Genomic DNA, 12547 nt, shown 5'->3' on the forward strand with positions numbered 1-12547 from the left:
TACTGGGTTCTGTCGTTTTGAAATAAGACAATCACCGAGTTTCCTTTATTTTATCGACAAATACAAGTATATGACAAGAGAAAATGTTACGAGAGTCGGACATTTCTTATTCTTTTTATAGACAAATTTCGCAGTATTTAAACATGCTTCAAAATAGTTTCGGGCATACTATTGAGCGGAGGTGTTGATGTGAGTCAAGAACAATTAGGAACAAGGAATTATGTGCAAATCGGTTTGTTTGGTGGAATTTTTTGGGGAGGAATATGGTATTTCCTTCATATATTTTCATTCACGGAAGCGGGACCTAATTATTTACTGTTACCATTTGCGTTTGGGAGTTGGAAAGAAGGGATATGGGGCAATCTGTCAGGAATTGTTTGCATGGGACTTCTTTCAATCTTGATTTCCTTTTTGTATAAAGCGTTTTTGGCGAAATTTGAAGGAATCATTCCAGGGATTATTTATGGGCTATTTTGGTGGGCGTTACTGTTTTTCGGAATGGGTTTAATGGCACCTGTTATTAAAAGTGCGTTCAATTTGCCGAAAGAGACGATTGTGACGACAATATGTATTTTTATATTGTATGGTGTGTTTATTGCATACTCTGTTTCTTACGCAGTAAATAGTAATAAAGCGGAGCAAGAAGGAGAAGAGAAGACGAACTATTCAAATAAGTAACTCCTATGTTAAAATGTTGTATAGATATTTAATATTAAGGAGTTTTAAGAATATGAAAAAGTTACTCCTCGTAAACGGTCCTAACTTAAATCGCCTCGGTGTTCGTGAGGTAAATGTATATGGAAAGGGCACGTTAGCGACACTTGAAGCAGATATGAAGCAAGAAGCAAAAACAATGGGAGTGGAGTTAGAATGTTTCCAATCGAATCATGAAGGTGCGATTATCGATCGTCTTCATGAGGCTGAAGATATATATGAAGGGATCATTTTAAATCCTGGAGCATTTACGCATTATAGCTATGCAATTCGAGATGCAATTGCGAGCATTTCGATTCCTGTTATTGAAGTACATATCTCTAACATTCACCAGCGTGAATCGTTCCGTCACGAATCTGTGACGGCGGCTGTTTGTGCAGGACAAATTGTTGGATTTGGTTTTTATGGCTATAAGTTAGCGTTATTTGCATTAATGGAGAAATTAAGGGAGGCATAAAGTCATGGAGAAAATCGAAAGATTAAGAAGCGCATTTGCTGAGGCTGGTATCGACGGTATTTTATTAACAAATGAACATAGTCGTAGATACATGGCTAACTTCACTGGAACAGCTGGGGTTGTACTTATTTCAAAAGAGCGTGCTCAATTTATTACGGATTTTCGTTATGTAGAGCAGGCTAGTAAACAAGCTGTTGGATATGAAATCGTGCAGCATGCAGGATTAATTATTGATGAAGTTGCAAAGCAAGTGAAAGAACTTGGAATTCAAAAGCTTGGCTTTGAGCAGGATACTCTTACATATAGCTCTTACGTAACGCATAATGAGGCGATCGAAGCTGAATTTATCCCGACTTCTGGGCTTGTAGAAAAGTTACGCTTGATAAAGACTGATTCAGAGATTAAGATATTAAAGGAAGCTGCACAGATTGCAGATGCTGCCTTTGAGCATATTCTATCATTCATTCGCCCGGGAGTATCTGAAATTGAAGTGTCAAATGAACTTGAATTTTTCATGAGAAAACAAGGAGCAACATCTTCTTCGTTTGATATTATCGTTGCTTCAGGTCTTCGTTCGGCATTACCGCACGGCGTGGCATCTGAAAAAGTGATAGAAACAGGAGATTTCGTTACATTAGACTTCGGCGCTTATTACAAAGGGTATTGTTCTGATATTACTCGTACAATTGCAGTCGGTGAACCATCTGATAAATTAAAAGAAATTTATAATGTCGTTTTAGAAGCACAATTACGTGGTGTAAACGGTATTAAAGCTGGTTTAACAGGCCGCGAGGCAGATGCATTAACGCGTGATTACATAACGGAAAAAGGATATGGTGAATACTTTGGACACTCTACTGGTCATGGAATCGGCCTTGAAATCCATGAAGCGCCAGGTTTAGCGTTCCGTTCTGATACAGTACTTGAACCAGGTATGGCTGTAACAGTAGAACCAGGTATTTATATTCCAGGTATTGGCGGCGTACGTATTGAAGATGATATCATTGTAACGAGTGAAGGTAATGAAGTAATTACGAAATCACCAAAAGAACTTATTATTTTGTAATACACAGGAGGATTTTTTTACATGATTTCAGTAAACGATTTTCGTACAGGTTTAACAATTTCAGTGGACAATGCCCTTTGGCAAGTACTTGATTTCCAACACGTAAAGCCAGGTAAAGGTGCTGCATTCGTTCGTTCTAAACTACGTAACCTTCGCACAGGTTCTGTTCAAGAGAAAACATTCCGTGCAGGTGAAAAAGTAGAAAAAGCACACATCGAAAACCGTCGTATGCAATACTTATACGCGAGCGGTGAGGCTCATGTATTTATGGATAACGGAACTTATGAGCAAATCGAACTTGGTGAAAACCAAATCGAGCGCGAATTAAAATTCCTAAAAGAAAACATGGAAGTATCTATTATGACATACCAAGGTGAAGTACTTGGTGTTGAACTTCCGAACACAGTTGAATTAAAAGTTACAGAAACAGAGCCTGGTATTAAAGGTGACACAGCTTCTAACGTAACAAAACCAGCTACATTAGAAACTGGTCTTGTTGTACAAGTACCAATCTTCATTAACGAAGGCGAAATGCTTATCATCAACACTGGTGAAGGTAAATACGTTTCTCGTGCATAGTAAAAAAGCACTCGTGATTATCACGAGTGCTTTTTTATAGAAAATAGGGCATATAGTAAATTGCGGTGACAACAAAACTAACTAAAACAAGTGAAAGAGTACCCGCTATATATGGTGTGAAAATGAATTGAAATGGTTTTATTTCACCAGTCTCAACACCAGTTAATGTTTTACTTATTGCGTGATCTGTAATGTTATTTCTATGGTTACTCATAATAATTAACCACATAATTGCAAATATTGCTAGACTGCCAAGGAAAAAGGTCTCTATAAATGACCAACCGACCAATAATGAAAAAAGATAAATAAGAGCTAATTCTACTACAATTGTTAAACTAATTTTCAAAACCTTCATATTTTCCCCCCTCATTTTGTACGTCCAGCCAATTTAAAAATTTCTTACGCGATACGACATGCAGTACGCAAGGTGATTTTACTTCTTTCTCCAGTGCAGCATGTTCGCCTGGAAACTTGTTTTTCACATGCAATGAAATGTAAGGTAGTTTTTCTTGTGCTTTTAACGAGCGAATGTTAGTCGTTTTAGCACCAGTGAATACGTATGTAAGTTGTAAGTCTAAAAAAGCGATTTTAAAGATTTCTTTTTTAGCTGCCTCATTATACCCTTTACCCCAATATGGATAGCCAAGCCAACTACCAATGTGAGATTGTTTCTTCCCATAATTAATATGTTTAAGTGTGGTGAGGCCAAGTATTTCATTCTCTTCATTTACAATCTTTCTCGATAAAGACTTCTTTTGGCGCTCTTCTTCTATTGCAAAAAGAAGAAATGCTTTCGTGTCTTCGACTTTTTCTACCTGTATTCCTAATGCATTTTTTACGTGTGGTTCACTTGATAGCTCAAAAAGCACATTTGCATAGCGTAAATCAAGTGGTAATAAAGTAACGTGCTGCATCGTCTATACCCCTTTTAAATTAAATATACCATAATATACCATTAAAAAACACGAATATTCAGATTTAAATAAAGGTGTTAGAGAAAAATTATGTTTTTACTTCTGAAATAGACAACCTCTGCATATGGTTGTACAAATATATTCTTTTTTGGAATGTAGAATTCGTAACCGTTACGGGAGAAGGTGGGAGAATGAAACAGTGGCTAGCGGCAATGGAAACATCCGTGCTCGTAATGGGGTTACTTCGGTTGTTTTCGGGTAGCGCGGAAATATTCGCCGCTTTGCTTATGCTTTACGTGAATGATGCGAAGAAAGCATTGTTTATAAATGGTATGTTGGCGTTTGTTGGACCGACCGTATTAATTTTAACAATGACAATAGGCATAGCGAGTGTAGCGAGCGAAATTTCTTTCTTGAAACTCTTTTTTCTGGCACTTGGAATTGGCTGCATTTTTATCGCATTGTTGAAATAGTAAGTCGAGTATAGTGGGGAGAAGCCTATGAAAGAAGTATTAGAGGTTTTACCAAAAATGATGAAACAGTTAGTTGAAAGTTGTAAGCAATACAATACTTTAGAGGAAATTCGTGTTCGAATTGGAAGACCGCTAGAGTGTATTGCGCATGGAGAGGTGTTTTTTTATGACTATATCGCTACAGCAGAAGATGCAAGTTACTTATTGAATAAGTTAAGTCAATTCTCAATTTATACGATGGAAGAGGAATTGAAACGTGGGTATGTGACACTTCGAGGAGGACATAGAATTGGCCTAGCGGGAAAAGTCATTACAGAGAAAAGTACAGTGAAAATGATTCGTGATGTCTCTTCATTTAATATTCGTATTGCTCGTCAAAAAATAGGAATAGCTGAGCCGCTTTTGCCGTATTTGTATGAATCAAGATGGTTAAACACGATGGTAATTGGCCCGCCGCAAACGGGGAAAACGACACTTTTAAGAGATGTAGCACGTTGCATGAGTCAAGGGGTTGGTACGTCGAAAATTCCTTCTTGCAAAGTGGGGATTGTTGATGAGCGGTCAGAAATTGCTGGATGTGTGAAAGGAATCCCTCAGTATGAATTTGGTACACGAGTAGATGTGTTAGACGCATGTCCAAAGGCTGAAGGAATGATGATGATGATTCGTTCTATGAGTCCAGATGTTTTGATCGTAGATGAGATTGGACGTAAAGAAGATAGTGAAGCAATTATGGAGGCGGTGCATGCAGGGGTCCAGCTTTTTATAAGTGCACACGGGTTTTCTTATGATGATGTTGTGAAACGTCCATCGCTACAGGCAGTGCTGGAGCTTGGCATATTTGATAGGTTTGTGGAGTTATCAAAAGCAAGAGGCCCAGGAACAGTTATGCAAGTGAAAGATAGATATGGAAAACCAGTACTACCGAATCGAAAGGCTGGGGGCGTATGGTGAAAATAATTGGTGCAGTGTTAATCGTTGCGGTCAGCACTTTTTTCGGGTTTTCATACGCAAAAAGATATAGTGAGAGGCCGCGGCAACTTAGACTATTAAAATCGGCACTCCAATCATTAGAGGCAGAAATTATGTATGGGCACACACCTTTATCTGAAGCCGCCGAACGATTAGTTAAACAAATGCCCAAGCCATTAAATTGGATATTTCAAAGTTTCGCCAAAAAACTAGAAAACGGGGAACAAACAGTAAGGGAAGCTTGGATAGAAAGTTTGAAAGAGAATTGGAAGTTAACAGCATTTCAACAAACCGAGTATGAAATCTTGCAGCAATTTGGTGAAACACTTGGACAACATGATCGTGAATCACAACAAAAACATATTCGATTATGTATTACACATTTAGAGAGAGAGGAAGAAGAAGCGAAAGCGTTACAACTGCAATATGAAAAAATGATTAAGAGCTTAGGGGTACTAGCGGGGCTACTTATCGTAATTTTACTGCTATAGGAGGGAGAAAGGCGATGTCCATTGATGTTGGATTAATATTTCAAATCGCCGGAATCGGCATTGTTTTAGCTTTCATTCATACCGTATTAAAAGAATTAAAACGAGAGGATATTGCAAATTGGGTTATCCTTGTCGGTTTTGTCGTCATTCTATTCCATGTTGCATTTTTAATTAATACGTTGTTCGACAAGATTAAAAGTGTCTTTCTCTTCCAGTAAAGGAGGCGGTTCGAATCGAAATTATACAAATTGTCGGATTAGGCCTCGTTGCTACGTTTTTAGCAGCTGTTTTGAATCAGCATAAATCTAGCATTACATCGTTATTTATTGTTTTTGTAGGTAGCGTAATGTTTCTTATTTTAATCGATCAAATTCACTCTATTTTACAAATGATTGAGAGAGTAGCGAGTGAAGCGAAAGTTAGCAACGTCTATGTAGAAACGTTACTGAAAATTATTGGGATTGCTTATATCGCTGAGTTTGGAGCGCAAATTACAAAAGATGCTGGGCAAGGTGCAATCGCTTCGAAAATTGAACTAGCTGGTAAAATCTTAATTCTCGTTATGGCAATTCCTATTTTGACAGTCGTAATTGAAACTATTCTCGGATTTTTACCGACGGGATAAGGGGGAGTGAATGTTGAGGAAGTTTGGAGCTAAGCTGCTATTTGCTTGCTTCCTTTTCTTTTCTTTACCGGTTGTTGTACAAGCTTCTCCTGTAGAAACAAACGTCGTTGATCAACAATTGGATAAGCTCGGAATTGAAGATGTGAAGCAATTTTGGGACGGGCTTGTTACAAAATATGGAGGTTATTTACCAGAGAGTCAAAAAGGAAGCTTTATGGAGTTTGTAAAGGGAGAAAAAGAATTCTCTATAAAAGAATGGATGCTAGGTTTATTAAAATATTTGTTTCACGAGCTTGCTGCAAATGGAAAGCTACTTGGAACACTCATTATGCTCACAATTTTTAGTGCATTGTTGCAATCACTGCAATCTGCCTTTTCAAAGAGTAGTGTAAGTAAAATTGCCGATGCAGTTGTATATATGGTGCTTATTATTTTTGCATTAAATAGTTTTTATGTGGTTATGACATATGCAAGAGAAACGATACAAACAATGGTAGATTTCATATTAGCGCTATTACCAATCTTGCTTGCACTCATAGCAACTGGAGGCGGTGTTGTATCTGTATCGTTTTTTCATCCGATTATCATTTTCTTAATGAATACGAGTGGGCTTCTTATGAATTACATCGTTCTACCACTTTTATTACTTGCAACGATATTAAGTATTGTAAGTACGATGAGTGATCAATATAAAGTTACGAAATTGTCCAAGCTTCTGCAAAACGTTAGCGTTGGGATTATCGGGATCTTTTTAACGATTTTTTTAGGAGTATTATCTGTACAAGGAACAGCGACAGCGGTTGCTGATGGGATAGCTGTGAAAACTGCTAAATTTGTAACAGGGAACTTTATTCCTGTAGTTGGAAGGATGTTTACAGAGGCAGCGGATACTGTTATTAGTGCGTCGGGGTTATTAAAAAATACAGTCGGAATTATAGGGCTCGTTATTTTATGTTTAATTGTCGCTTTTCCAGCGATTCAAATTTTTTGTATCGCGTTTATTTATAAATTCGCAGCAGCAGTATTGCAACCAGTTGGCGGAGGAGCAATTATTCAATGTTTAGATATCATTGGACGAAGCATCATTTACGTGTTTGCTTGCTTAGCTATCGTATCATTTATGTTCTTTTTAAGTATCACAATTATTATTGCTGCGGGGAACATTACGCTTATGATGCGATAGGAGGTGAAGAGTATGCAATTTGTTACAGAGTGGATTAGAAATATTATCGTTTTTTTACTCTTAGCGACAATGCTTCATCTTATTCTTCCAAACTCGAATTTGCAAAAATACGTTAAATTCGTCGTAAGTCTACTATTAGTTGTATTAATTTTAACACCTCTTTTTAAACTGTTGCAAACAGATGTAAATGAAGTAATCGCAAATTTTAATGAAGAAAAGTATGTAGCAGAGGGATCTGTAAAAAATTCAATAGATTCGAAGAAAAAAGAAATACAAGCTCTAACACGTGCATATAGTTTAGAAGAGATGGCTACCAAAATGAAAAAAGAAGTAGGAAAAGAGTTTGAGAAAAAGTATGGTATGACAGTCTCTGAAATACAAATAGTCGCAACGGAAAGGGTAGAAGAAGTAAAGTCAGCCAAAGATATTCAATCTGTTGTTGTGACGTTGAAGGAAAAAGAACGCAGTAAAAATGACGCAATTGAAACAGTAAAGCCAATTGAAATTAATACGAATGAACCTCCAAAAAAGGTAGAAGAAACGAATGTAGAAATGAAAGATTTCTTTTCAAGCAGGTGGCAACTAGAGAATAAACAAATCCAAGTTCAAACGGAAGGGAGGACAGGTAGAGTAAATGGACAATAAAGATAAAAATTCGAAGTTCTCATTTTTTCGAAACTTATTGAATGGGGATCAAAAAGAAAGCAACGAGAAGGGGAAAAAGGTAACACCTAAGTTTTTACTTGTCCTACTCATACTTGGAATTTTGCTTATGTTTTCTAGTAGTCTCTTTTCAAGTAAAAAAGAAGAAGTACCTGTATTTAAAGAACAAAAAACTCAAAACCAAGAAAAAGACGTACCAACTTTCGGACAAAAAAGTAATGATAGTATGTCAAATGTAGAAAAATATGAAAAAGCGTATGAACAAGAATTAAAAGCTGCTTTAGAAGAAATAGCAGGAGTAAAAGACGTAACGATTAAGGTGAATTTAGATTCATCTGAAGAAAAAATTTTAGAAAAAAATACAGTGAAACGCTCACAAACAACAGGTGAAACAGATAAAACAGGCGGTAAGAGGGAAGTAGAGGACGAGTCTCTTGATGAAAAGACTGTCATTATACGTGAAGGTGATAAAGAAACTCCCGTTGTTTTACGGACAGAGAAACCGAAAGTACGAGGTGTTCTCGTCGTAGCAAAAGGAGTGGATAATATACAAGTTAAAGCAATGGTAAAAGAAGCTGTGATAAGGCTGCTAGATGTACCAGCCCATCGTGTTTCAGTTTCACCGAAAAATTGATAGGGAGGAAATAAAGTGTTAAAAAAACAAACGGTTTGGCTATTAACAATGTTAAGTTTAGTTGTTGTACTATCTGTGTATTACGTAACAACTCCTGACAAAATGAATACAGCATCGCCGGCAACAGGTGAAAAGATTGGACAAGAAAAACAAGGTACTGACAAAGCAGTAACAAACGAAACGCCAAATAAAGAAACAACAAAAGAAACTCCAAGCAAGGAAACACCAAATAAAGAGACAACAAATAAAGAGACAGATAAAAAAGAAAATGCTAAAAAAGAAACAAGTAAAAAAGAGGGGAATGTATCAGTTCAATCGAGTGATGAGAATTTCACAGCTTTACGTATGCAAATGGAAGATAAGCGTAGTGCTGAAAGAGAAAAATTACAAAATGTAATAAAGTCTTCTAACGCTACTGCTGAAGAAAGAAGTAAGGCGAAAGATGGTATGGATGCAATCGCTACAATGGAAACAAAAGAAGGTTTACTTGAAACAGTTATTAAAGCTCAAGGAGGATATAAAGATGCCCTTGTAAGAGCTGATGGAACTGACATTAGAGTAACAGTGAAGGCAGCGAAACATTCACAAAAAGAAGCGAATAAAATTATACAGCTTGTAAGAAGTGAAGGCGGTTCTAAAGATGTAGGTGTGAAATTTGATCCATCAGCAAAATAAGTAGAATTTTAATCCGTGGGGGATTTCCCCCACGGATTATTAATTTTTACTAATCGCATTGTTTGTAAATAAGAACATAGAGTACTTCAAAATAATTAGATAAAAATAATAATAGAAAAAAGCTATCACTTTCGATAGCTTTTTTCTATTTCGTCTTTGTATGTGTTTTTACTATGTTCAACTCGGAATGGAGAAATACGTTGTGAATAAAAAATTAGCGGTTCATGGTGATGATGATTACTTTTTCCAGATTTGACGTGGATGAAGAGAACGAATGCCCAAACCATTACGGCAGGTAAGAAGAGCATGAGCCATATCATATGTCCACACCTCGATACAATATATTTTCTACACTTTGAACATACTATTCTTATATGAAGGAATGATGAACGGCGTGTAAACAAAAAAATAATATTTGGTAAAAATATGTTATGAACCATAGATGTGGTGAAGAGTGGAGCGGCAATTATATGTTTACTGTGTAGCATTTTGAAAAGGTAAGGAATGTTTTTTAGGAAGTGGTCTTGCCAATTTCGTGTGAAACTTGGTATTATTACTAGGTAATAAATTTTTTATTGGAATAATATTTTTACAGGAGTTTCGATTTATTATAAAGAAATATAAATTGGAATGTTTAAAAAATTTATCGTAAGATGGAAATAGTAAATATTTCTATTAGTAAATAAAATAAATTTTCTAATAGAATACATCGTATTTTTACAGTCAATCTAGTGTTAGTGATGAGAATCTGTAAAAACGGGACAAACAAGAGTATGGGAGTGGATTTTACATGTTTAAAATTCAAGAAGTTCGTGAATTAATTAAATTAATTGATAGCTCTAATATTGATGAATTTGAATACAAAAAAGACGGTACAACAATCAAAATGAAAAAGCGTGGTAATGAAGTTGTTGCGATGCAAGCACCTGTAGCGAAACAAGCTATGCAACCAGTAGCATCTGTTGAAGTTGAAACAGCAGTAGCGGCAGCGCAAGTAGAAGCACCAAAACAAGAAGAGAAGAAAGCTGTTCAAGATGAAAACCTACATAAGATTACCTCACCAATGGTAGGTACATTCTATTCTTCATCTTCACCTGATACACCTCCATATGTAAGTGTTGGAGACAGGGTATCGAAAGATTCTATCGTATGTATTGTCGAGGCTATGAAGTTATTTAACGAAATTGACGCTGATGTAGAGGGCGAAATTGTTGAGATTCTTGTTAATAACGGACAGCTTGTTGAGTATGGACAACCGCTATTTCTTGTGAAAGCGTAATAAGGGAGTCTTTGTGATGATAAAAAAAGTATTAATAGCCAATCGTGGGGAAATTGCTGTACGAATTATTCGTGCTTGTAAAGAAATGGATATTGAAACAGTTGCGATTTATTCAGAAGCAGATAAAGAGTCACTTCACGTACAAATTGCAGATGAGGCGTATTGTGTAGGACCAACAGTTTCAAAAGAAAGTTATTTAAATTTGACGAACATTATTAGCGTTGCGAAGTTAACGGGCTGCGATGCTATCCATCCGGGATACGGATTTTTAGCAGAGAATGCAGATTTCGCAGAGTTATGCCGTGAATGTAACTTAATTTTTATCGGTCCAAGTCCAGAAGCTATTTCAAAGATGGGCACAAAAGACGTTGCTCGTGATACAATGGAAAAAGCAGGGGTTCCGATTGTACCAGGTTCACAAGGGATTATAAAAAATACCGAGGAAGCGATCGAGCTTGCAAATCAAATTGGATATCCAGTTATTATTAAAGCGACTGCAGGTGGCGGTGGAAAAGGTATTCGTGTTGCACGTCATGAAGAAGAGCTTGTAAAAGGAATTCAAATTACACAGCAAGAAGCTAGTACCGCTTTTGGGAACCCTGGTGTATACTTAGAAAAGTACGTTGAAGATTTCCGCCATGTTGAGATTCAAATAATGGCAGATACACACGGAAATGCCATTCATTTAGGAGAGCGTGATTGTACAATTCAGCGCCGTTTGCAGAAACTATTAGAAGAAAGTCCATCACCTGCACTTGATGAAAATGTTCGCAAGCAGATGGGGGAAGCGGCAGTTAAAGCGGCGGTAGCGGTTGATTATACAGGTGCTGGTACGGTTGAGTTTATTTATGAATATAAAACGAAAAGCTTTTATTTCATGGAGATGAATACGAGAATTCAAGTTGAGCATCCGGTTACTGAAATGGTGACAGGAATGGACTTAATTAAAGAGCAAATTCTTGTTGCTTCTGGAGAAAAGTTATCGTTACAGCAAGAAGAAGTACAATTTAATGGTTGGGCAATTGAATGCCGAATTAATGCGGAAAACCCTGCCAAAAAATTTATGCCATCTCCAGGTAAAGTAGAAATGTACTTACCACCAGGCGGATTTGGTATTCGCGTCGATTCAGCTGTATATCCGGGATATTCAATCCCACCTTTCTATGATTCGATGGTTGCTAAATTAATTGTTCACGGAAAAACACGTGAAGAGGCAATTGCAAAAATGAAGCGTGCACTCAGTGAGTTTGTCATTGAAGGCGTACATACAACAATCCCGTTCCATTTGCAATTGTTAGATCATCCTGATTTTGTAAAAGGTGAGTTTAATACGAAGTTTTTGGAAGAGCATGAACTTGTGACGCAGTGATACATTAAAGGAGGTTTTTTTCATGGCTGAACATATGTTAGATATGGGTCAAGATACAACTCTTGGTAAAGTAGAAATTGCACCAGAAGTAATTGAAGTAATTGCAGGTATTGCAGCTGCTGAGGTAGAAGGTGTGGCGGCAATGCGTGGTAATTTTGCTACAGATGTTGTTGAGAAGTTAGGTAAGAAAAATCATGGTAAAGGTGTAAAGGTTGAATTAGCAAACGAAGATATTATCGTCGACCTTTATGTTGTAATGTATTTTGGTGTAGCAATTCCAGTTGTTGCACAAAAGATTCAAGACAATATTCGCCAAGCACTCTTTACAATGACAGGACTTGAGCCAAAAGAAGTGAATGTTCACATCGTTGGCGTAACATTCGAAACACAAAAAACAGAAATTGAACCAGTGTAAGAATGAAAAAGGTGCCTAGTAACATAGGCATCTTTTTT

19 protein-coding genes are annotated in these 12547 nt (G+C 36.8%); 16 read left to right on the top strand and 3 right to left on the bottom strand.

The genetic code is table 11. The annotated features are described in order from the left end of the window. Positions 1 to 189: 189 nt before the first annotated feature. The 4 genes from A6J74_RS23485 to efp are packed head-to-tail and all read left to right on the top strand — an operon-like array spanning position 190 to position 2816. Positions 190 to 678, top strand: coding sequence for a YqhR family membrane protein (locus A6J74_RS23485; RefSeq protein ID WP_000076902.1), 489 nt, complete (start codon positions 190 to 192; stop codon positions 676 to 678). A gap of 52 nt (positions 679 to 730) precedes the next feature. Next, positions 731 to 1171: a type II 3-dehydroquinate dehydratase gene (gene aroQ / locus A6J74_RS23490; RefSeq protein WP_000735144.1), complete on the top strand. Its 441-nt coding sequence runs from the start codon at positions 731 to 733 to the stop codon at positions 1169 to 1171. Between the two features lie 4 nt (positions 1172 to 1175). Then, positions 1176 to 2237 carry a Xaa-Pro dipeptidase gene (gene pepQ / locus A6J74_RS23495; protein WP_000411034.1) on the top strand — a complete coding sequence of 354 codons (1062 nt, stop codon included), beginning with the start codon at positions 1176 to 1178 and terminating at the stop codon, positions 2235 to 2237. Positions 2238 to 2258: 21 nt separating this feature from the next. Then, positions 2259 to 2816: an elongation factor P gene (gene efp / locus A6J74_RS23500; RefSeq protein WP_000626519.1), complete on the top strand. Its 558-nt coding sequence runs from the start codon at positions 2259 to 2261 to the stop codon at positions 2814 to 2816. 34 nt (positions 2817 to 2850) lie between these two features. Here the strand turns inward: efp and A6J74_RS23505 are convergent, their stop codons facing one another. Next, positions 2851 to 3171: a hypothetical protein gene (locus tag A6J74_RS23505; RefSeq protein ID WP_000866179.1), complete on the bottom strand. Its 321-nt coding sequence runs from the start codon at positions 3169 to 3171 to the stop codon at positions 2851 to 2853. Beyond that, complete coding sequence (locus A6J74_RS23510; protein WP_001164996.1) at positions 3152 to 3730, bottom strand: GNAT family N-acetyltransferase; 579 nt, start codon at positions 3728 to 3730, stop codon at positions 3152 to 3154. The genes A6J74_RS23505 and A6J74_RS23510 overlap by 20 nt, the downstream gene beginning before the upstream one ends. A gap of 191 nt (positions 3731 to 3921) precedes the next feature. On the opposite strand from A6J74_RS23510, the gene A6J74_RS23515 reads away from it, so the two are divergent. The 9 genes from A6J74_RS23515 to A6J74_RS23555 are packed head-to-tail and all read left to right on the top strand — an operon-like array spanning position 3922 to position 9446. Continuing rightward, complete coding sequence (locus A6J74_RS23515; RefSeq protein ID WP_000816054.1) at positions 3922 to 4203, top strand: YqhV family protein; 282 nt, start codon at positions 3922 to 3924, stop codon at positions 4201 to 4203. 27 nt (positions 4204 to 4230) lie between these two features. Next, complete coding sequence (gene spoIIIAA, locus A6J74_RS23520) at positions 4231 to 5157, top strand: stage III sporulation protein AA (RefSeq protein WP_000665879.1); 927 nt, start codon at positions 4231 to 4233, stop codon at positions 5155 to 5157. Next, positions 5151 to 5666: a stage III sporulation protein SpoIIIAB gene (spoIIIAB, locus tag A6J74_RS23525; RefSeq protein WP_015000953.1), complete on the top strand. Its 516-nt coding sequence runs from the start codon at positions 5151 to 5153 to the stop codon at positions 5664 to 5666. The genes spoIIIAA and spoIIIAB overlap by 7 nt, the downstream gene beginning before the upstream one ends. Before the next feature lie 14 nt (positions 5667 to 5680). Continuing rightward, positions 5681 to 5884, top strand: a complete 204-nt coding sequence (gene spoIIIAC, locus A6J74_RS23530) for a stage III sporulation protein AC (protein ID WP_000020914.1) — start codon at positions 5681 to 5683, stop codon at positions 5882 to 5884. A 23-nt stretch (positions 5885 to 5907) separates the two neighbouring features. Continuing rightward, on the top strand, positions 5908 to 6291 hold the full coding sequence (gene spoIIIAD, locus A6J74_RS23535) for a stage III sporulation protein AD (RefSeq protein ID WP_077393170.1): 384 nt from the start codon (positions 5908 to 5910) through the stop codon (positions 6289 to 6291). 10 nt (positions 6292 to 6301) lie between these two features. Further along, positions 6302 to 7474 carry a stage III sporulation protein AE gene (gene spoIIIAE, locus A6J74_RS23540; RefSeq protein ID WP_000944633.1) on the top strand — a complete coding sequence of 391 codons (1173 nt, stop codon included), beginning with the start codon at positions 6302 to 6304 and terminating at the stop codon, positions 7472 to 7474. A gap of 12 nt (positions 7475 to 7486) precedes the next feature. After that, positions 7487 to 8119, top strand: coding sequence for a stage III sporulation protein AF (spoIIIAF, locus tag A6J74_RS23545; protein ID WP_001161043.1), 633 nt, complete (start codon positions 7487 to 7489; stop codon positions 8117 to 8119). After that, positions 8109 to 8771 carry a stage III sporulation protein AG gene (gene spoIIIAG, locus A6J74_RS23550; protein WP_000368888.1) on the top strand — a complete coding sequence of 221 codons (663 nt, stop codon included), beginning with the start codon at positions 8109 to 8111 and terminating at the stop codon, positions 8769 to 8771. The genes spoIIIAF and spoIIIAG overlap by 11 nt, the downstream gene beginning before the upstream one ends. 15 nt (positions 8772 to 8786) lie before the next feature. Then, positions 8787 to 9446 (top strand): SpoIIIAH-like family protein, encoded by a 660-nt coding sequence (locus A6J74_RS23555; RefSeq protein ID WP_000914719.1) that lies wholly within the window; start codon positions 8787 to 8789, stop codon positions 9444 to 9446. Positions 9447 to 9571: 125 nt separating this feature from the next. Here A6J74_RS23555 and A6J74_RS23560 read toward each other — a convergent pair whose 3' ends face one another. Beyond that, on the bottom strand, positions 9572 to 9766 hold the full coding sequence (locus A6J74_RS23560) for a hypothetical protein (protein ID WP_000638008.1): 195 nt from the start codon (positions 9764 to 9766) through the stop codon (positions 9572 to 9574). A gap of 470 nt (positions 9767 to 10236) precedes the next feature. Between A6J74_RS23560 and accB the strand changes: the two genes are divergently transcribed. The 3 genes from accB to A6J74_RS23575 are packed head-to-tail and all read left to right on the top strand — an operon-like array spanning position 10237 to position 12509. Continuing rightward, complete coding sequence (accB, locus tag A6J74_RS23565; protein ID WP_000472854.1) at positions 10237 to 10725, top strand: acetyl-CoA carboxylase biotin carboxyl carrier protein; 489 nt, start codon at positions 10237 to 10239, stop codon at positions 10723 to 10725. A 16-nt stretch (positions 10726 to 10741) separates the two neighbouring features. Next, positions 10742 to 12094, top strand: coding sequence for an acetyl-CoA carboxylase biotin carboxylase subunit (gene accC / locus A6J74_RS23570; protein WP_000592880.1), 1353 nt, complete (start codon positions 10742 to 10744; stop codon positions 12092 to 12094). Positions 12095 to 12116: 22 nt separating this feature from the next. Next, entirely contained in the window at positions 12117 to 12509 is a 393-nt protein-coding gene (locus tag A6J74_RS23575) for an Asp23/Gls24 family envelope stress response protein (RefSeq protein WP_000807630.1), read from the top strand. The last annotated feature ends 38 nt before the right edge of the window (positions 12510 to 12547 follow it).

Source organism: Bacillus sp. FDAARGOS_235, assembly GCF_002073415.2.
GTDB classification, from domain to species: Bacteria; Bacillota; Bacilli; order Bacillales; family Bacillaceae_G; genus Bacillus_A; species Bacillus_A toyonensis.